Consider the following 19,149-nt stretch of genomic DNA (forward strand, 5'->3'; position numbering starts at 1 on the left):
AACCCCTAAAACGGGAAATTCCCCCTGGGTACTGCTGGAATAAACCAACAGTCACCGAGGGGGAATTTGCAATTAAGCTCTAAATTACTTGAGCTCGACGGAAGCGCCAGCTTCTTCCAGCTTAGCCTTAGCAGCTTCAGCGTCGTCCTTGCTTGCAGCCTCGAGGATAGCCTTAGGTGCGCCCTCAACGAGCTCCTTAGCTTCCTTCAGGCCCAGGCCGGAAACGATTTCGCGAACAGCCTTAATAACGCCGATCTTCTTTGCGCCAGCGTCGGTCAGGACAACGTCGAACTCGTCCTTCTCTTCGGCAGCAGCAGCGTCTGCACCTGGTGCAGCAGCAGCAACAGCAGCTACAGGAGCAGCAGCGGTTACGTCGAAGACCTCTTCGAATTCCTTAACGAACTCAGAGAGCTCGATGAGGGTCATTTCCTTGAACGCTTCAATGAGCTCGTCCTTGGTGAGCTTAGCCATGGTAGGCATCCTTTCTTCAGTCGGATTTTTCTAAATCCAACAAGTTGTAGATTGTGTTGCGCACGTGGTGTGCGACTTAAGCTTCCTTCTTCTCCTGCAGTGCAGCCGAGAGGCGTGCAACCTGAGAAGCAGGGGCATTGAACAGGCCAGCGGCCTTTGCCAAGTTGCCCTTCATTGCGCCAGCCAGCTTTGCGAGAGTGGTCTCGCGGTTGTCCAGGTCGGCGATAGCCTTGACTTGGTCAGCAGACAAAGCGCTGCCGTCCATGTAGCCGCCCTTGAGAACGAGTGCGTCGTTATCATCAGCGAACTTCTTCATAACCTTTGCGGCATCAACTGCTTCGCCCTTAATGAAGGCAAATGCGGATGGGCCGGAGAGGTGTGCGTCAAGGCCTTCGATGCCAGCTTCGTTGGCAGCGATCTTGAAGAGGGTGTTCTTGGCGACGGAGTAATCAACATCAAAGCCCAGGTTGGTGCGCAGCTCCTGAAGCTGTGCAACGGTCAGGCCGCGGTACTCGGTGATGACGATGGAGGAAGATGCAGCGATCTTCTCCTTCAGCTCAGCCAATTCCGCAGTGTTCTTTGGGTTTGCCATTTTCTTACTCGCCTCCTTTCAAAACATCTCTTTTGTTCCGCCGGAGCAAATTTGATGACAGGCATCAAAAAAGCCCCGTGCAAGAGCACGAGGCACACAATCAAGCCAAACTAATGACTAGAGTGCAACAAGCGTCTCCTGCGTGGGCTGCCCCATTGAGTGCGGGGTCCTTCGATCCGAATAGTTCAGATAACCTACGGTCTTCGGTGAAACTTGAGCACGAACCTTCACTTGAAACCAAGTGGGTTCGTCCAAACTTCGGGTATCACTCTAGCTCCCCGTACCACATTCTCCAAATCGCGGCTCATACCCCGCACGTAGCGTTTCGTCGCCCAACGTTGAACAACCCGTGCTGGCCTACTAAATAGCCTGGCCAACCACCAGGAATGTTGCGAGAAAGCAACACAGCGGCCAATGACCGCGTCATTCGCGTCACGCTCAATAATGAACGCTTCCTCACCGCACTCGATGTGCCCATGCATGGTTCCATAAACCAATGCCACGCGCCGTGGGCTGCGCTCGACCGCGATGATTCTGCATGGCGATACGGTCGGACCAAAATACAGCTGAACTGTCTCGCCCCGCTCCGGCTCACCCGATGCAGGCTTGCCTAGCCGAAAAGCTTCTTCTACTCGGACGAAAGCAGCACGGTGTGCTCGCCAAGTCAAGAGATTGTCTACCGCCTTTAAGAAGTCAGCTTCCCCGTGACCAATTGTCTCCGCGTAGTCCACGACGTGCCAAGAAGAATCGGGCAACCAGGTGGCATCGGCAAGCAATAAGCTCTTTCCCACCATGTCCCGTGGATACGACAAACCCTGATGGATTGAATTCCCATTGCCCTGCATTAGTCCTCCAAATTCACAACAAAGCAGCTATCCCAAGGCCTCCTCAAGGTCATCTAGGATTTCATTAGCGCCCAGCACGCCAATACCTATCATCCAGGTTTCATCTTCAAACTCGTAAACCTTGCCCTGCTCGACCGCTTCTGACTCTGACCATAACTCGGAAACAGCCGGATAAGTAGTTGCATCTGCCGAGCCAGGGATTGTATAGAAAATGACATCTCCATCAATCTCGGCAAAGTTTTCGGGTGAAAGCTCCATCATGGAGTACTCATTCCAATCCCTCTCCCCCAAATCAAAACCAACTTGTTCCAGAACGGAACCGGAGAAGGTTTCCGGACCATACAGACGGAAGTTTTCAGGACGGAACCGCACCATCGACGCAGTTTGACCATCAGCATCAATATCTTCACCAAGTTCTTGTGCACGAGCATCCAACTCAGCAATAAGCTGTTCCATCTCTTGCGACTTATTCACAGCGGCAGCAGTGATTTCTGCTTGCTCATGCCAGTTGGTTCCTGAACCTTCCGACATCACAGTTGGTGCAATCCCAGATAACTGCTCATAGATTGCTTCGTGGCGGACCTTCGCCCCAATGATTAGATCAGGTTCCAAAGCCGCAATCTTTTCTATGTTCGGTTCTGCAGTTTGTCCGACAGATTCGGCATCAGCCAGTTCTTCTTGCAGATAACCTGGGAAACCCGCTTCTGCTCCCGATTCCGTAGCGCCGACCGGGATAATCCCTAACGCCAGCAATGCATCAAGGTGCGGCGAATCAATCACCACAACGCGTTGGGGAGCCCCAGGAATTTCTGTACTTCCCATCGCGTGCTCCACCGTATATCCGGCCGAGGCTACGTCAGTGGATGGAGCAGGTTCATCGCTTGCGGCCGAAGAACATGAGCTAATCAAAACTGCTGCGCCAACTAGAAACGCTGCAACTGTGGCAGACCTGCGTTTGTGCAGGTGAGAAATTGTCATTGTCTAAAATTACATGAACCAAAGCTATGAAGGCAAGCCTTGCCTAAATATTTTGGTGTTGGCAACAATAAAACGCCCCTGCTACCGAAGTAGCTGGGACGCTTAATGCAGTTCAAAATAACTAAAGGGAATTACTCAGCGTAGTTCTTCTGAACGTGAGAGTCAACTGGAATACCAGGGCCATTGGTGGTGGACAAGGTAACCTTCTTCAGGTAGATACCCTTGGAAGAAGCAGGCTTGATACGCAGCAGCTCGTCGAGCAGTGCGCCGTAGTTCTCAGCCAGCTTCTCAGCATCGAAGGAAGCCTTACCGATCATTGCGTGCAGGTTAGCTGCCTTGTCAACGCGGAAGGAGATCTTGCCGCCCTTAACGTCTGCAATTGCCTTGGCAACATCAGCGGTAACGGTACCGGTCTTAGGGTTAGGCATCAGACCACGTGGGCCCAGAACGCGAGCTACGCGGCCAACCTTAGCCATCTGGTCTGGGGTTGCAATAGCAACGTCGAAGTCCAGGTTGCCAGCGTTGATTGCCTCAAGAAGAGCTTCGGTGCCGACGATGTCTGCGCCTGCTGCTTCTGCCTCGGTTGCCTTCTCGCCTTCAGCGAAGACAGCAACGCGAACGTCCTTACCAGTGCCGTGTGGCAAAGATACGGTGCCGCGAACCAGCTGGTCTGCCTTACGTGGGTCAACGCCCAAGCGGAAAGCAACGTCAACGGTTGCGTCGTAGTTCTTGGAGGAGGTTTCCTTAGCCAGCTTTGCAGCCTCAATTGGACGGTAGAGACGGTCCTTGTCAACGAGCTCTGCAGCGGCCTTGTATGCCTTGGAGTTCTTGCTCATTTAAATCAAATCCTTAAAAAATAAGTTGGTGGATTGGTGTGGTGTTTAGCGGGCCGAAGCTGGCCCTGCCACATGAAGTTGTTTATTCTGGAGCGCCGTCAACGGTGATGCCCATGGAGCGAGCGGTACCAGCGATGATCGCTGCGCCAGCTTCGATGTCACGTGCGTTGAGGTCGTTCTTCTTGGTCTCTGCAATTTCCTTGCACTGATCCCAAGTCACGGAGCCGACCTTGTCGGTGTGTGGAACGCCGGAGCCCTTCTTGATGCCTGCAGCCTTCAGCAGCAGCTTAGCTGCTGGTGGGGACTTCAGGATGAAGTCGAATGAACGGTCTTCGTAGACGGTGATCTCAACTGGGATGACGTTGCCGCGCATGGATTCGGTTGCAGCGTTGTAAGCCTTGCAGAATTCCATGATGTTGACGCCGTGTGCACCCAGTGCAGGACCAACTGGAGGAGCTGGGTTAGCAGCGCCTGCTTCGATCTGCAGCTTGATAAAGCCTGAGGCCTTCTTCTTTTTCTTCGGAGCCATCGAATTACCTCTTTCCGTGATACCGGGCTACCCCACCACGATGAATAGTAGGACCCGTCCGGATGCCACCTTGTGCGGCCACCGGGGATAAATGAAAAATCGACGTGCGTAAAAATTTACACACGTCGACCAAGCCTAATCTAGACCCTAAGCATTACCCAAATTAGTTAATGCGCTCAATCTCCGTTGGAGAAAGCTCCACTGGGGTCTCACGGCCGAAGATGGAAACCAGGCCAACCATCTTGCCGGTCTCTTCATCAATTTCAGAAATGGTCGCGGAAACCGATGCGAATGGGCCAGACAAGATCGTTACCGCTTCGCCCACAACGTAGTCGTGTGCGTACTTCTTCGCTGCTTCCTGCTCAGGCATGGAGATGACCTGCTCGCCTTCAGCTGCGTTTGCCGCTGCTTCGCCTGCCGATGCCGCGCCTTCCTTAGGCAGCAAGAACTTCGCTACGTCGCGGTGCTTGACTGGGGTGGCATTACCTTCGTTACCCACGAAGCTGGTAACACCTGGGGTGTCACGCACAACCGACCATGCGGCGTCGTTGAGCTCCATGCGCACAAGAACGTAGCCAGGCAGCAGCTTGCGCTTGACGAGCTTCTTCTTGCCGTCCTTGTTTTCAATAACCTGCTCAACTGGAACGACCACATCAAAGATAGAGTCTTCAACTTCCAGCGTCTGCGCACGCATGTCCAGGTTGGTCTTTACCTTGTTTTCATAACCCGAGTAGCACTGAATGATGTACCACTGACCAGGCAGCTCTTTCAGTTCCTTGGTGTACTTGCGCAAACGGCGACGGTAGTCAGCATCCGCGTCTACTTCAGCCTCTTCCTCAGCGGACGGAGCTTCAGTAGACTCAGCTTCAGCAGGGTCTGCGTCCACAGCCTCTACCTCTGCCGGAGGTGCCTCAACGGTGTCCATAGCCTCGGTGGCATCGATAGATTCTGTGGCCTCGGCAGCTTCTGCTGCCTGCTCTTGGACAGATTCGATAACAGCGTCACCGATGTTGTTGCCGGTTTCCTCGTTATTTTCGGTCATAATGTGCTCCATCTTCAATAAATTATCCCGCCGTTCCACGGGAAGGAACAAGCGGGATGATAGTTAACTTAAGCGATATTCTACGGTAAAAAAGCCAATTTGTATAGCTCTAGCGAACTAGCAGCCACTCTACGCCCATACCGGTAAGCGCATCGACGCCCCAGACAAGGGCGGTCAAGATGATGAGGAAGCCAAAGACCACCAAGGTGTACTGCAGCATTTCCTTCGCGGTCGGCCACACCACCTTTTTCATTTCGGTGACAACCTCGGGCACAAATGTTGCTACACCGCCGCCTGGCTTGCTGTCGCCTTCGCCGGCTTCGACGCGTACTACGCGCTTATTCTGATAAGCATCCGTGGACGTCTCAGCAGCACCAGTACGTTGACGCTTGCCTGTTGGGCGTTGTGCCCCAGAATTGTCAGTCACAGCGAGAATGCTCCTCAAGAAAAATACGTACCAAGATCCTATCCAGATCTTGTTGAACCCGAACGAGTCTACCAAAGCCCACTATAGCGGCCAATCGAAAGATAGACTTAAGGCCCGACCATTGCTGGCCGGGCCTTAAGTTACTTACTTGGCAGGGGCGACAGGACTCGAACCTGCAACCTACGGTTTTGGAGACCGTTGCGCTACCAATTGCGCCACGCCCCTTGGAAGACGATGTACACCTTACCAGAGTCATCATCTGGGATAGAAAAAGGGTTCCTACTTCTTCAAGTTTCAAACCGAAGATGCGGGAGCCTTTACCCGGTAGCGATGGCGAGAATTGAACTCGCGACACAGCGATTATGAGTCGCTTGCTCTACCACTGAGCTACACCGCCAGAGGCCATTTATAAACCAGGATACAAATCCTCGTCATAAATGAACAGAGCCCCCTGACAGAATCGAACTGTCGACCTTTTCCTTACCATGGAAACGCTCTGCCGACTGAGCTAAGGGGGCTTAGCTTCTTTGATTATTCGCTTTCGCGCTCTCTTTGAAGCCTTGAAAAGATTAACCCGAAACGGCATACAAACACAAATCCGCAGTTCATTCCGTCTTTTTAACGCATTCAATAACGCTTATTTTAGTCCATCTTGGAGTACAAGTGCTCCGGGCGCCCAGCCGCGCCATAACGAAGACGAATTTGGACTATTCCCTGATTCGCCATGGTTGCTAGTCGACGTTGCGCGGTAGGCCGCGAGACCCCAGCAATTTCCGCGGCTTCGGCGGCAGACAGTTCGCCGGCGCCGAGGGCATCGAGAAGCAATTGCTCCGTTGAGGAACTCGACGCAGGCATCACTGGTGCCGCCCCCAGCAAAATCGATAGCGCTTGGTCGATTTTGTCCTGGCGCATGCCGCGCTTGCCTTGTAGCACATGGCGATAGCGCGCATAGCGGTCCAACCGCTCCAGCAGCGTTGCGCGCTGAAAAGGCTTGACCAGATAGCCCAAGGCACCCGCACGCATGGCCCGGCGTACCGTTGTTGCTTCGTCCGCAGCACTGAGGATGAATGCATCTATCCCGCTGTGGTGGACTAGCTCGATGCCGTCCCCGTCGGGCAAGTAGACATCGACAAGCATCAAATCTGGCGGCGAGGCCTTAATCGCGTCCGTCGCTTCCGCGAGCGAGCGCGCTGTGTTGCTCACGCTAAAGCCTGGTGCGGCCTCCACGATGTCTGCGTGCACGCCTGCGACGCGGAAATCGTCATCGACTACGAGTACTGACCATGTGCGATCTGTCATTAGTTTTCTTCCTCTCGCACTTCAACGTAATTCACACTGCCGGTTTGGTCCATCACCCCGGGCAACTTTGCGCCAAATACAGCACCACGTCCGGAAGGCTCACCACCTCTTTCGATCACCCAAATCTCCCCGCCGCGTCGCTGCGCGATTTCTTGCGAAAGCGTCAGCCCAATGCCGCGGCCATGAATTTGGTCCGCTGGGATCTGCTCCCCATCAGCTGCCTGTGCCTTAGGCGCAAATGGGTCAGCACCTTCAGGGATTCCGTATCCGGAATCGGCGACGACAATGACCAATTCCGATGCTTCATCCATCAACGTCACCTCCACTAGGCGCAAATCTTCGTTACCCAAAGCCGCGGTGATGGCGTTATCGACGAGGTTGCCAAGCACCGTCGCAATATCTTCGACCTCCACTACCTTGCCGAGCACTAAAGTCTCTTCACGGATTTGCACGGTCACCCCGCGCTCGGAAGCCTCGAGTGATTTAGCACCCAAGAAAGCCTGCAAGAAGGGCTCGGAGAGAAGATCCATGCCCAAGAGTGGATATTCCACAGGCCCCCGGGCATACATAGCGCGCAGAAACTGCGTGGCTTCCGCGTCGCGGCCCGACTCAATCAGCCCCGCTGCTACGTGCATGCGGTTGGCAAATTCGTGGCGCTGCACCCGCAACGCTGAGGTCATGGTGCGCACGGTATCCAAACGTTCCGATAAAGCCATGACGTCAGTGCGATCTCTAATGATTATGACCGCGCCAAGGGATTGCCCACCGCGGTCTACCGCGCGCGCCTCCAAGAAGAGCACCCGGCCGTTAACAACGATCCCGTCGCGCGCCTTTCCTGCCAGCAGGTCATCGATAACATCGCCCGGCAGGCCCAAATCTGAAAGCTCATGACCTTCGGCATCCTGTAGGCCAAAGATCTGTTTGGCAGAGCCATTGCTCAAGCGAATCACTCCTGCGGTATCAAGCGCGATGACGCCGTCGCCAACACCGTCGAGCACCGCGGCCTGGTTTTGCACCATCACGACGAGCTCTTCCGGCTGCACCCCCAATGTCAGTTGCTCCCACCGCTTACGCAGCACGAACATGGCGATGATTCCGATAAGCAGTGCCAGCAGTGCCGCCGCCCCGATAAATAGCAACTTGCGCGGCAGGTCATCAAAGACACCCGCGCGTTCAAAGCCGACGCTAATCTCGCCGACTGGATTCTTCGTACCGGGCGCAAAGACCGGCACTTTCGCACGCGCCGACTCGCCCAAGGTGCCTTGTTCCCAGGCCACCACCTCGCGGCCCGCTAGCGCGTCAGCAAAGCTCGTGCTGACCTGCTGACCCAGCTGGTGGTCATCGGGATGCGCAAGCCGCATGCCGTTATCGTCGGTGATGACTACAAACAATGCATCAGTGGAATCCGCGGCAGCAGTGGCATAGCGCTGCAGTTCGCCTTCCGCGAGCACGCTTGACGATGGATTTTCCGGATCCGCCGACTCTTCCGCCACCAGTTCGCGCACCTGCGGATCCGCGCCAATAGTGCGCGCAATCATCAACGCGGAAGTCTCTGCTTCATCGCGAAGCTGCTCCATGCTCAAAAAGATGAACACGATGGTGCTAGTGCTGACAACCGCGACCACGGTCAACAGTTGCAAAAGCAGTACGCGGGTGGCAAAGCGCATAACTGAAATCCTTCATGTTTTATCAAGCAAAGTCCCATTTGAGCACGGGAAACCACGAGCTACAAAACGCGTGAACTAAATGCACTCAAAGATGAAATTGCACAATTAGTTACCTAACGCGCCAAACACTTGGACAGTGACTAAGACCACTTTAGGCTAAGTGACGTTCTCCAGGGCACTGCAGTGCTACTGAAGCTACCGCAATTTTTCCCCGTGCAAGGAGCCAGAATGTTCTCCCCCACCATTGTTACGTTGGCAGCTGATTACGTGCCAACGCATACTCTATCCGACGGGATCCTCGTCGGCTTAGGGTTCGCCATGATCCTCACGTTCATGACGCTCATCATGATTGGCCGTTCCACCCCGATGGTCGCGCTGATTTTGGTGCCCACCATCTTCGGCCTGATTGCCGGCGCAGGCCTTGGCATCGGCGACATGGTCATCGAAGCCATCAAGGACATGGCGCCCACCGCTGCGCTTCTGATGTTTGCCATCATGTACTTCGGCATCATGATCGATGTCGGACTCTTCGATCCCCTCATCCGGATTATCACGCGCGCCCTGGGCAACGACCCCGCGAAAATCGTGATGGGTACCGCGCTGCTGGCCGGCGTGGTCTCACTCGATGGCGATGGCTCCACCACCTTCATCATCACCACTTCTGCGATGCTGCCGCTGTACCTGCGCTTGGGCATGAGCCCTGTGGTTCTTACCGTGGTCGCAGGTCTTATCAACGGCACCATGAATATCTTGCCGTGGGGTGGGCCGACAGTTCGCGCGGCTGCAGCTTTGGGTCTCGACCCTGCTGAGGTTTTTGTTCCGATGGTTCCCTCGCTCGTCGTTGGCGTCATCGTTGTCTTTGCCTTCGCATGGTTCCTCGGCATCGCTGAGCGCAAGCGTCTAGGCGGCTCTGTGGATGCGTCTCGCTTCAACGGCGACGACTTGCGTGGCGGCTCCGAAACCGGCGGCGTTAGCGCCTCTGGCGGTGCTTCTACTGGCCGCTCTGGCGACGGCCAGCCTTACGATGTCCAACCTGACTGCGTCCAGCCTGACGGTAGCGGCGGTGGCGTCGCAGTCGATGTCCGCGAAGAGGACGAAGAACACGTATCGCTCAGCGCTATCGACGAAGATGAGCACGATGGCTTGACCGACACCATGTTGGATCCACACCGCTCCACACTGCGTCCGAAACTGATTTGGTTCAACCTGGCCCTCACGGTCGTTGTCATGGTGGCTTTGGTCGCTGATATCTTGCCGCTGGCATTCGTCTTCATGGTCGGCTCTGGCCTGGCTTTAGCCGTCAACTTCCCGAAGGTGAAAGACCAAGCCACCGAGATGCTGGCTCACTCTTCTTCCATCGTCGGCGTGGTCTCGATGGTCCTTGCTGCTGGCGTACTCGTGGGTGTCTTCTCCGGCACCGGCATGGTCGAAGCAATGGCATCTTGGATTACTTCCATCATTCCGGAGTCCATGGGCTCTTACCTCGCACCAATTACCGGTCTGCTGTCCATCCCGATGACTTTCTTCATGTCTAACGATGCCTTCTACTTCGGCATCCTGCCTGTCCTGGCAGAAAGCGCGTCTCACTTCGGCATTGAGCCTGTAGAGATGGCCCAGGCATCCATTACTGGTCAGCCTGTACACATGCAGTCTCCTCTGGTTCCAGCTATCTTGCTGCTGGTGTCTTTGGCCAAGGTCAACCTCGGCGACCACCACAAGAAGGTGCTGTGGCGCGCGGTAGTAGTCTCCGTCGTCATGCTCGCAACGGCAATCGGCATTGGAGTCATTCCACTGTCTGCCTAAAGCCACACAATTAGCGCCGCCCTTAGCCAAAATCTTTTGGTTAAGGGCGGTTTCTTTGTGTACTCAAGTTACGCAAAGCAACTCGCCTGTGGATAACTTTGCCAGTTGTGTGACGCGTCAACGTAGTTATCCACAGATTTTCAAGCTTGCACTAGCGCACACTTGCAAAGGCGTTTTAGTGTCAAAGTTATGAACGACATATGGCAAGCATTCAAGCTCCTCACCAGCCACGGCATAGGCTTTTTGCGGCTTTTCGATGAGCTCTCACCCCACGACTTATCCGACGAAGGCATAGAAATTACCCTCGCCCAAAACTACGCCCGCCTCGCCACCGAACTTTTTAGCCCCTGCGACTCCCCACGTGCGCAGCAAGAAACTATCGCCCTCGCCGAAGAGCGACAGCTCAGCGCCAACCACTTGCTGATGGTCAATAAGCACGCGAGGAAGCTCAAAGCCCGCGGCGCGGCCTGGAAACTACGCGCAGAACTCATAGCCCTTGAAGGCTCTTTAGAAGAAGTCGAAGCCTACGCCAAAAAGCGCGTCACCGAAGAAGGCGGCGACACCCCCAAACAACGCGGTGTACGCCTAGGTCGCGTTGTAGACGGCTTACGAACTATCAGCATCACCGATACCCAACGACGTATTACCGACCTCGAGAAAACTCTCGACGCCGCTATTACCACCGACGACCAGCCCCGCTCCGGAGCATTGCTCGAGCCTTTCTGGGATTTAGTCGACGGCGATGGAACCGGCCTCATCAAACCTGAATACCGCACCGTCATCGCTATCGGCCTCGACGATTTCGCCAAAGTCTCCTGCGGCAAAGCCGAGGACGTCGTTGTTGCTTTATCCGACGGCACCACGATGACTGGCGCCGAGTTCATCAACGCTGCGATGGAAGGAGCACTCGGCGACAAACTCTACGTCGGTCTCTTCCACCCCACCGCCGGACCGGTCAACCTTTATGAGGCACGGTTCGCGTCGGACAAGCTACGTACCTTAGCCATGGCAGAAAATCTCGTGTGCCCATGGCCGGACTGCAATGTGCCGGCCGATAGATGCCAGGTCCACCACATCGATGCCCACAAGAACGGCGGGCACACGAAACCATCGAACCTGACCATGTTGTGCAAATACCACAATGGCGTCAACGACGACGGTGACCCGGGTAATCCCGGGTCACAGAAAAGAAAAAATAAGCGAGGAAAAGGCAAGCCCAATCGCGGAAGGATGCGCCGACACCGCGGCAAAGTCCGCCTGCACACCCCAGGCGGAAAGCTTGTAGGCAACAACCACCACGTGAGCAGCATGGGAGCGATGAACCTCATCTAACAGACTCCACACCGCAAAGCGGCAATTACGCACACCCCGACTAGATATGCGGGCTAGTCGGGCGATTCGGCGATCCCTTTTCCAAAAGCCCTGAGCGCCGAGCCTCAACCACCGTGAAAAAGAAAACCACCGTGAAAAAGAAAAAGTTCAGCCCCGACTGAAATCTCAATCGGGGCTGAACTTAAATTTTGGTGCCAGGTAGAAGATTCGAACTTCTGAAGGCGTACGCCGGCGGATTTACAGTCCGCTTCCTTTGGCCGCTCGGACAACCTGGCAGGCACTATTCGGTGCGGTTCATTACTCTACTATGTCCCCCTAGCTATATGGCAAATCGGCTGGTCATAGCAGCTAAATCGCAACTAGCCGACGCGGGCGACAGTATAAGACGCTAGGCTACGCAGTGCGCGGGTCGCAGGAATATCTGGCAACGCCTCGCACTCAGTCGTCACAACATCGATGTAGTGCTTCACTACCTCTAAGGCACGCTGACGGCCGTTGCTCGCGCGCAGCAGCTCCAATGCACGGTTGACGTCCTTATCGGCCTCCAAAGGCCCCGTCAACAGCTCACGCAGCGCCGCACCGGCCTCAGAATCTTCCTCGAGGGCATAAAGCACTGGCAAGGTAAAGACGCCCTCACGCAAGTCTGTGCCAGGAGTCTTTCCGGATTCATGGGATTCCGAGAAAATGTCGATGATGTCATCAACGATCTGGAAAACCATTCCGATGGCGCCACCAATGGTGCGCAGCGCCTTAGCGTGTTCTTTCGAGGCCCCAGCGTGGTAGGCACCGAAGTAGCCTGCCGAAGCAATCAACACGGCGGTCTTTTCCTGAATGACTTTCATGTAGTGGTCAATCGGATTCGCTTCACCCGCACCGATAGTTTCGCGCATTTGCCCGGTAACGAGCTCTTCGAAAGTCTCGGCAAAATGCTCAACGGTATGGGTATCGAGTTGGCTCATCAGGCGTGAGGCATGTGCCAGCAGTGCGTCGCCGGCCAAAATCGCAACCGCGTTATTCCAGCGCGAATTTGCGGATTGCACTCCACGGCGACGGTCGGCTTCATCCATGACATCGTCGTGGTACAGCGTTGCCACGTGCACCATTTCCACCACGGTGGCAGCTTTGACAACGCGGGGGTTGCCAGGCTCCGGTCCGAATTCAGACGCTAGCAGCGACATGATGGGGCGAAAACGCTTCCCACCAGCTTCAGACAGATGCTGTGCTTTATCGGATACAAAAGACGCCCCACGGTTGGTTTCATCGTGCAGCAAGCGTTCAACGGCGGCAACGCCGGCAGCAACGCGATCATTGAGCTGGTCATCCCCCAGATCCACGGCGTGATTGCTCATTGTTTACAGGTCCTTGTGCTCGATGAAACTATATTTAGACAAACAATAACCGTAGTCCAAACTAGACGCATAACGCACTTCAGGGTACCCGCGTGCGACAATAGTTTGCATGGTTGAGCATTATGATGTTGCGGTCATCGGCGCGGGCCCCAGTGGAGCAGCGGCTGCGCTGCATTCCGTGCGCCGTGGTTTTGAAACGGTTTTGATTGATTCTGCGGAATTTCCGCGCGATAAAACGTGTGGTGATGGCCTTACTCCGCGTGGTCTGCATCAGCTTAACCAGTTGGGCGTGGAGGTTAATTCTTCCTATCGCAACAAGGGTTTGAAGCTGCATGGCTTTGGCACCTCGGCGACTGCGCCGTGGCCTTCGACCTACCCCTGTGTTGAGGGGACTGCTTTGCAGCGGCACCGTTTAGACGCATTGCTTGTCGATGCCTCCGTTGCCGCCGGCGCCCACCTTTTAACCGGAGCGCCCGCTACAGATCCACAGCTGGAGGGCAATCGCCTAGTGGAATTTAGCGTCGGTGAGAAAAAGATACGCGCGAAAGAAGTCATCGTTGCTGATGGTGTGCGCTCGACCTTTGGGCAAAAGCTGGGCCGTATTTGGCACAAGGGCGAAGTCTTTGGCATCGCTGCGCGCTCCTATTGTGAGTCACCGTTTTCGGACGAGCCCTGGATGCACTCACATGTGGAGCTGCGCGATGAAGAAGGGGTGGTGCAGCCTGGTTATGGCTGGATTTTCCCGATTGGTGATGGCTCGGTCAACTTAGGCTGCGGTGCGCTTTCGACGAATAAGCGTCCGGCGAAGGTCAACACCAAAAAGCTGTTGTCGCAGTATGCGAGCCAGCAGCGAGATGAGTGGCAGCTTGGCGATGAGAAACTTATCACATCCGCTGCCCTCCCCATGGGTGGCGCGGTGTCCAATGTGGCTGGCGCCAACTGGATGATTATCGGCGATGCTGCCGCGTGCGTAAATCCGCTCAATGGCGAAGGCATTGATTATGGGCTCGAAACCGCGGCCCTTGCTACGGAAATTTTGGGCACAAATAAAGACCTCACCTTGGTCTGGCCAGATCTTCTGCGCCAGCACTATGGTGAGGCCTTCATGCTCGCGCGCACGTTGGCGCGAGTTCTTACCTACCCGCAGTTTTTGCCACTTGCCGGCCCGATTGGTCTGCGCGGGCCTATGCACGTAGCGGCACGGTTGATGGGCAATCTCATCACCGAAGAAGACCGGGATTTCACCGCGCGCTTGTGGCGCACCGCAGGCACAGCGGTTTCTACCGCGCGGGCAGGCTCTCCCCTCTGGGATTCAACCTTCTAGCCAGGCTTTACCGCGGAGTGCAGGGCCACGATTCCGCCGGTGAGGTTTTGCCAGCCGGCATCACTCCACCCATTGCGGTTGATGATCGCTGCTAGTTCTTCCTGCTCTGGCCACGCGCGGATGGATTCTGCCAGGTAGACATATGCATCCGGGTTTGAGGAAACGAAGCGCGCAATAGGTGGCAAAAGCCGCATCAAATATTCTTTGTAGAAAGTGCCGAAGACAGGGATGACCGGCTTGGAAAACTCCGCCACGGTCAGGCGTCCGCCGGGTTTGGTCACGCGCGCCATCTCCCGCAGGCCCAGCTCGAAGTCGTGGATATTGCGCAGGCCATAAGAGATGGTCACGGCATCAAAAGTGTTATCAGCAAAAGGCAACTTCATACCGTCCCCGGCAACTTTGGGCACATCGCGATCGGTACCCGCAGCCAGCATTCCGCGTGAGAAATCGCACGCGACGCACCATGCCCCAGACTTGGATAGCTCCACCGTTGACACGGCGGTGCCAGCAGCTAGATCAAGCACCTTTTCCCCTGGCTGCAGGTTCAAACGCTTGCGCGTCAGTTTGCGCCACCGGCGGTCTTGCCCGAAAGACAACACCGTATTGGTGATGTCGTACTTTTCCCCGACGGCATCAAACATGGATGCAACGTCAAAGGGCTTCTTGTTTAAATCTGCCTTTTTACCCACGCGGTTAAGTTTAAGCTACGCGCGCACCGAGAGCTCGCGCAGCCCACCGCGGCAGCTCTGGGCGCTGCCCCAAAATCGTCAACGGGACCTTGCGCGTGGACTCTAATACTTCCTCGTAATAGCCCTCGAGTTGAGCACACAGTGCCTCCCAGGTTTTATTCTCAATAGAGGCCCGAGCACGAATCCCGAATTCGGGGCTATCGATGGCATCGACAGCCGCGGGCAAATCTTCAATGAAGGTATCTACTTCTAAGAGGTAGCCGTTATAGCCTGCATCGATAAGATCTACCGGCCCTCCGGCATTCGGGCCGATGGTAGGAACACCAGAGGCTTGTGCTTCTTGAATCGCCTGGCAGAAGGTTTCAAACTCGCCAGCGTGGACGAAAATATCCAGCGATGCATAAGCTTGCGCAAGTTCTTTGCCACCGAGCGCTCCAGTAAAGACTGCAGTGGGCAACTGCGCTTCCAGCAACGGGCGTTCTGGCCCATCACCAACGATGACGAGCTGGATATCCTCGCGGTCATTGAGCGCGGACAGCCGGTGCACGCCTTTTTCTGCGGCCAGGCGTCCAACAAAGCCAACGATGCGTTTCTTGCCCGTCGGGTCCCACGCAGCGCGCAAGGAGTCAGAGCGGTTCGAGGGATGGAAACGTTTCGCGTCGACTCCCCTGCCCCAGTGGCGCACATTTTTAATGTTGTGCTTTTCTAGCGCAGCAATCGTCAAAGAGCTCGGCGCCAAGGTCATCTGAGAGGCGTTGTGGATGGTGCGCAGCCACTCCCACACCCCGAAGGCTAATGCGGAGAGCTGATATTTCGTCGCAAAGCCTGCGACATCAGTTTGATACACCGCGATGGCCGGGATACGCGCCTGCCGAGCCGAGAATGCTCCCGCCGCGCCGAGTACAAAGGGGCTAGCCAGGTGAATGATATCGGGGCGAAAAGCGCGCAGCTCACTATCAACGACGGAGGTAGGCACACCCACCGGCAAAGAATCAATCAGCGGCACTTTAACCGTGGGCACCCGCCGGATGGGAAATCCTAGGTAATCAGCAATTTCTTCTTGCCCATCGCGCGCACCGGGGGCGATGACTAATGCTTCGTGTCCTTGCGCGTGTAAGTGCTCTAATACTCGCAGCACGGAGTTAGTTACTCCATTGACATTGGGCAAGAAGGACTCCGCAACAATCGCTACACGCATAATCTCTCATCTTCGGCGAATAAGGTTATATTTGCGTAAAATCTGCACGAAATTGTGGATAATTTCTTAGCTATCCAGCATTTGCGCAGCTTGGCGCACACCCGACCCATCGTAGTCACCCACGCCGCTTTTAGCAGTGATGTTGGTTACTGTCCAGTGCGCACTATTCATCTTGCTCAGCGACGTCGCGTGAGCGCCGATAGCGTGAGCGCCGATAGTTGACCAGCCACCATGCCCCGCCAGCCACAATCGAGCTCACCACAGCAACCGATATCGCCGGGATGATGGACAATGTCCATTCGCGACCTTCAACTTTGACCAGCTCCGGATCGTCGCCGGAGAAAGTCACCCACACTTGCTGACCTGTGGCTAGCCCCGTGGGATACAGCAGCCCGGAAGATGGCTGGTGGTAGATGCCATCACTGTCCTGGTATTCCACGGCGGTGCGCATCCAGTCCACGCCAGTAACCGTGCCCAATGCCCGCTGCGGGTTCGCCGCAATCTTTAAGTCATTGAGAAACGGACCAGCTGCCATCGCGACTGCTGCCAAAATGGCGACGGCATAAAGCGCCACGATGAGCTGGTTGAGCCTGCGCCGGAATCGAAACCGCATGAGGATTAAAACGCGTTCTTCGAGGAGATTTCAGCGTGCAATCCCCGGCGCGTATCGCGTGCCACGCGAGCTTCGACCACGGTGATACCCACGGCAAATTCTGCTAGTTCCGCCAGCGTATCTAGGAGCTCTTGCGCGGAATCAGCACGGCGATAATCTACGCCAAAGCCTTCAATCAACGGCTCAATATCCACGTTGTGTGGGGTGCCGAAGGCTTTTTCAAAGTCTCCACGCAATGACAACTGCCCGGTTTCAAGCGATTCAAAAATGCCTCCGCCGTTGTCATTCGCGATAACGATGGTGAGGTTTTCCGGACGGATTTCTTCCGGTCCTAAAATCATGCCGGTCAGATCATGCAAGAAAGTGATATCGCCTAGCAGCGCGACGGTACGCGGTGCACGCGCGAGATCACGCTCGCGGGTTTGGGTAGCAATGGCAACACCAAGTGCTTGCGATATCGAGCCATCAATTCCTGCGGCACCGCGCGGCGAATATACCTCTACGCCATCAAAAGGCAGTCCCGCCAAGGAGACATCGCGAATTGGGTTGGATGCGCCGACGAAGAGTGCATCACCAACGGCCAGGGTATCTGTAACCGCGGCGGCCGCATGCAAGCCGGTAAAGCCGTGGTCGGTATTTTCTAGTGCTTCGCGCACGGCATCAGAGCCGGCAACCGCAGCACCCTCGCAGATCTTCATCCAATCCGAGGTCGGCTGGCCTGAAACTTTCACGGTGGTGCCAATGCGCGTCTTGGTGTCAGTGGCGTGTGCATCGCCCGACTGCACACGGCGAGGGTTGGTGATATCAGTCGTGCGTGAGAGCGAAATCAAGTCCACATCAGGATCTGAAATCAACGCCATGACATCGCGGTGCAACGTGGGGTGACCGACCACAATTACTTGTTCAACGCGGGTATTGACCACGTAATCATTAGCTGAGACCTGGTCTTGCCTAAAGACGCGGGCAGCCGCCGGGTGCACTGGGTGGTACGGCGCCGGCGCGGTAGGTTCTGCAATGGTGGGAACGTCTTCTAGTCCCTCCACAGCCCACGCTTCATCACCAGCGATTACTAAAGTGTTGCGCGAGAGATCTACTTCTACTTCGCCGTGGTTGACCCAGCCAGGAACCGGCGCGCGCTTGTGAGTGATATCCGTCGGCGTATCCAGCGCGGTCTCGCCCAACAATGGCGCGTCAAAAGCCACGTTGATATGCACTTGGCGCTGTGAGGTAAAAGCTTCAGCGATCTGCGGGATATCCGCAGGTTCAGTGACCTGCACGGTATCAGCGTAAACGCCGAAGATTCCTTGCTGCTCAATAGTCTGCGAAGCACCCGTGCCCACTAAACGCGCTGGGCGGTCAGCACTAACAATCGCCAGCGGCACGTGCGCGTAGTGTGCCTCAACCATTGCCGGCAAAGTATTGGCCACGGCCGTGCCAGATGTCATCACTACTGCGACATGGCGGCCAGATACCCGCGCTAAACCAAGGGCAAAGAAAGCCGCAGTGCGCTCATCGATGCGGGTATGCACGCGTAAGTCTTCACGCGCCAAAAGCGCCAAAGACAATGGAGAATTCCGCGAGCCCGGGCAGATCACGACATCGGTGATGTGCCGGGACAGTTGCGCGGCGATGGCCTGTGCAAGATTCAAAGACGTTGAATTCATGCCTCTAATCTACTGTGCTTAACCAAATTGCTTATTGCCGCTGTCCAAAAAGGTCGTTGATCCAGTCTTCAACCTCATCGGGGTCCTCCGGTACCTCGGGCAGATCGGAAACATTTGGGAGCGGATTCTCAGTCACCGTGGTGGTTTCTGTTTCCGTCTCGGTTTCAGTTTCGGTCTGCATTTCCGTCTCAGTCTCCGTCACGGTTTCTGTGACCGGCGGCGGTGGCTCTTTATCTGCTTCCGCGGCTGAAGAGCGCCACAGAAACAGCAGGGCACCAGCAGCCAGCAACGCGAGCGCGGCGATAATGCCCAAGGTCACGGTAAGCCCGTTGCCGCCGGAACCGGTGTCGTGACCTCCACCAGCCGCGTAGGCCGGTTGTTCGTCGGGGAAGTCATAGTATCCCTCAGACTGCTGCGGCTGCTGAGCGTTCTGCTGCGCGGGGTTTGGGTCGTCTTCGCCGGGGAAATATTGCCGTGGTCGATCATTCATG

At 55.7% G+C, this 19,149-nt stretch carries 19 protein-coding genes and 4 tRNA genes; 3 read left to right on the plus strand and 20 right to left on the minus strand.

Annotated features, from left to right (window positions below):
- Positions 1 to 84 precede the first annotated feature (84 nt).
- The 13 genes from rplL to C5Y44_RS02240 form a co-directional block, all read right to left on the minus strand.
- Entirely contained in the window at positions 85 to 471 is a 387-nt protein-coding gene (gene rplL / locus C5Y44_RS02180) for a 50S ribosomal protein L7/L12 (RefSeq protein ID WP_066840222.1), read from the minus strand.
- A gap of 76 nt (positions 472 to 547) precedes the next feature.
- Positions 548 to 1,063 (minus strand): 50S ribosomal protein L10, encoded by a 516-nt coding sequence (gene rplJ, locus C5Y44_RS02185; RefSeq protein WP_105323447.1) that lies wholly within the window; start codon positions 1,061 to 1,063, stop codon positions 548 to 550.
- A gap of 227 nt (positions 1,064 to 1,290) precedes the next feature.
- Positions 1,291 to 1,857 (minus strand): DUF1990 domain-containing protein, encoded by a 567-nt coding sequence (locus C5Y44_RS02190; protein ID WP_233189787.1) that lies wholly within the window; start codon positions 1,855 to 1,857, stop codon positions 1,291 to 1,293.
- Positions 1,858 to 1,935: 78 nt separating this feature from the next.
- Positions 1,936 to 2,886, minus strand: coding sequence for an ABC transporter substrate-binding protein (locus C5Y44_RS02195; RefSeq protein WP_105323449.1), 951 nt, complete (start codon positions 2,884 to 2,886; stop codon positions 1,936 to 1,938).
- Between the two features lie 131 nt (positions 2,887 to 3,017).
- A complete protein-coding gene (gene rplA / locus C5Y44_RS02200) occupies positions 3,018 to 3,722 on the minus strand; it encodes a 50S ribosomal protein L1 (RefSeq protein WP_105323450.1) in 705 nt (234 codons plus the stop codon).
- An 82-nt stretch (positions 3,723 to 3,804) separates the two neighbouring features.
- Positions 3,805 to 4,251, minus strand: coding sequence for a 50S ribosomal protein L11 (rplK, locus tag C5Y44_RS02205; protein ID WP_066792407.1), 447 nt, complete (start codon positions 4,249 to 4,251; stop codon positions 3,805 to 3,807).
- 163 nt (positions 4,252 to 4,414) lie between these two features.
- Positions 4,415 to 5,293 (minus strand): transcription termination/antitermination protein NusG, encoded by an 879-nt coding sequence (gene nusG / locus C5Y44_RS02210; RefSeq protein WP_105323451.1) that lies wholly within the window; start codon positions 5,291 to 5,293, stop codon positions 4,415 to 4,417.
- Between the two features lie 109 nt (positions 5,294 to 5,402).
- Complete coding sequence (secE, locus tag C5Y44_RS02215; RefSeq protein ID WP_105323452.1) at positions 5,403 to 5,720, minus strand: preprotein translocase subunit SecE; 318 nt, start codon at positions 5,718 to 5,720, stop codon at positions 5,403 to 5,405.
- Between the two features lie 149 nt (positions 5,721 to 5,869).
- A tRNA-Trp gene (locus C5Y44_RS02220) sits at positions 5,870 to 5,945 on the minus strand.
- A 100-nt stretch (positions 5,946 to 6,045) separates the two neighbouring features.
- Positions 6,046 to 6,117 (minus strand) — tRNA-Met (locus C5Y44_RS02225).
- 48 nt (positions 6,118 to 6,165) lie between these two features.
- Positions 6,166 to 6,238: transfer RNA gene (locus tag C5Y44_RS02230), tRNA-Thr, on the minus strand.
- Positions 6,239 to 6,362: 124 nt separating this feature from the next.
- Positions 6,363 to 7,019, minus strand: a complete 657-nt coding sequence (locus C5Y44_RS02235) for a response regulator (protein WP_105323453.1) — start codon at positions 7,017 to 7,019, stop codon at positions 6,363 to 6,365.
- Positions 7,019 to 8,686 (minus strand): sensor histidine kinase, encoded by a 1,668-nt coding sequence (locus C5Y44_RS02240; protein ID WP_105323454.1) that lies wholly within the window; start codon positions 8,684 to 8,686, stop codon positions 7,019 to 7,021. Before C5Y44_RS02240 ends, C5Y44_RS02235 begins: the two co-directional genes overlap by 1 nt.
- Before the next feature lie 228 nt (positions 8,687 to 8,914).
- On the opposite strand from C5Y44_RS02240, the gene C5Y44_RS02245 reads away from it, so the two are divergent.
- Together C5Y44_RS02245 and C5Y44_RS02250 are read left to right on the plus strand one after the other, a co-directional pair.
- The gene (locus C5Y44_RS02245; RefSeq protein WP_199185960.1) at positions 8,915 to 10,489 is read left to right on the plus strand and encodes a CitMHS family transporter; all 1,575 of its coding nucleotides are present in this window, start codon (positions 8,915 to 8,917) and stop codon (positions 10,487 to 10,489) included.
- Between the two features lie 189 nt (positions 10,490 to 10,678).
- The gene (locus C5Y44_RS02250) at positions 10,679 to 11,821 is read left to right on the plus strand and encodes an HNH endonuclease signature motif containing protein (protein ID WP_105323455.1); all 1,143 of its coding nucleotides are present in this window, start codon (positions 10,679 to 10,681) and stop codon (positions 11,819 to 11,821) included.
- Positions 11,822 to 12,010: 189 nt separating this feature from the next.
- Here C5Y44_RS02250 and C5Y44_RS02255 read toward each other — a convergent pair.
- Positions 12,011 to 12,096, minus strand: a tRNA-Tyr gene (locus C5Y44_RS02255).
- An 84-nt stretch (positions 12,097 to 12,180) separates the two neighbouring features.
- Positions 12,181 to 13,170: a polyprenyl synthetase family protein gene (locus C5Y44_RS02260; protein ID WP_105323456.1), complete on the minus strand. Its 990-nt coding sequence runs from the start codon at positions 13,168 to 13,170 to the stop codon at positions 12,181 to 12,183.
- A gap of 109 nt (positions 13,171 to 13,279) precedes the next feature.
- Between C5Y44_RS02260 and C5Y44_RS02265 the strand changes: the two genes are divergently transcribed.
- Positions 13,280 to 14,494, plus strand: coding sequence for a geranylgeranyl reductase family protein (locus tag C5Y44_RS02265; RefSeq protein WP_105323457.1), 1,215 nt, complete (start codon positions 13,280 to 13,282; stop codon positions 14,492 to 14,494).
- Here C5Y44_RS02265 and C5Y44_RS02270 read toward each other — a convergent pair.
- From C5Y44_RS02270 to C5Y44_RS02290, 5 genes are all read right to left on the minus strand, one after another.
- Positions 14,491 to 15,183, minus strand: a complete 693-nt coding sequence (locus C5Y44_RS02270; protein ID WP_105323458.1) for a demethylmenaquinone methyltransferase — start codon at positions 15,181 to 15,183, stop codon at positions 14,491 to 14,493. The two genes, C5Y44_RS02265 and C5Y44_RS02270, sit on opposite strands and share 4 nt — an antisense overlap.
- Positions 15,184 to 15,193: 10 nt before the next feature.
- On the minus strand, positions 15,194 to 16,381 hold the full coding sequence (locus C5Y44_RS02275; protein ID WP_105323459.1) for a glycosyltransferase family 1 protein: 1,188 nt from the start codon (positions 16,379 to 16,381) through the stop codon (positions 15,194 to 15,196).
- 163 nt (positions 16,382 to 16,544) lie between these two features.
- Positions 16,545 to 16,994, minus strand: a complete 450-nt coding sequence (locus tag C5Y44_RS02280) for a DUF3592 domain-containing protein (RefSeq protein WP_105323460.1) — start codon at positions 16,992 to 16,994, stop codon at positions 16,545 to 16,547.
- A 5-nt stretch (positions 16,995 to 16,999) separates the two neighbouring features.
- Positions 17,000 to 18,658, minus strand: a complete 1,659-nt coding sequence (menD, locus tag C5Y44_RS02285) for a 2-succinyl-5-enolpyruvyl-6-hydroxy-3-cyclohexene-1-carboxylic-acid synthase (RefSeq protein WP_105323461.1) — start codon at positions 18,656 to 18,658, stop codon at positions 17,000 to 17,002.
- 31 nt (positions 18,659 to 18,689) lie between these two features.
- Positions 18,690 to 19,148: a hypothetical protein gene (locus tag C5Y44_RS02290; protein WP_105323462.1), complete on the minus strand. Its 459-nt coding sequence runs from the start codon at positions 19,146 to 19,148 to the stop codon at positions 18,690 to 18,692.
- Position 19,149: the final 1 nt, after the last annotated feature.

Origin of the sequence: Corynebacterium sp. J010B-136, from assembly GCF_002967075.1 — a bacterium.
Lineage (GTDB): Bacteria > Actinomycetota > Actinomycetes > Mycobacteriales > Mycobacteriaceae > Corynebacterium.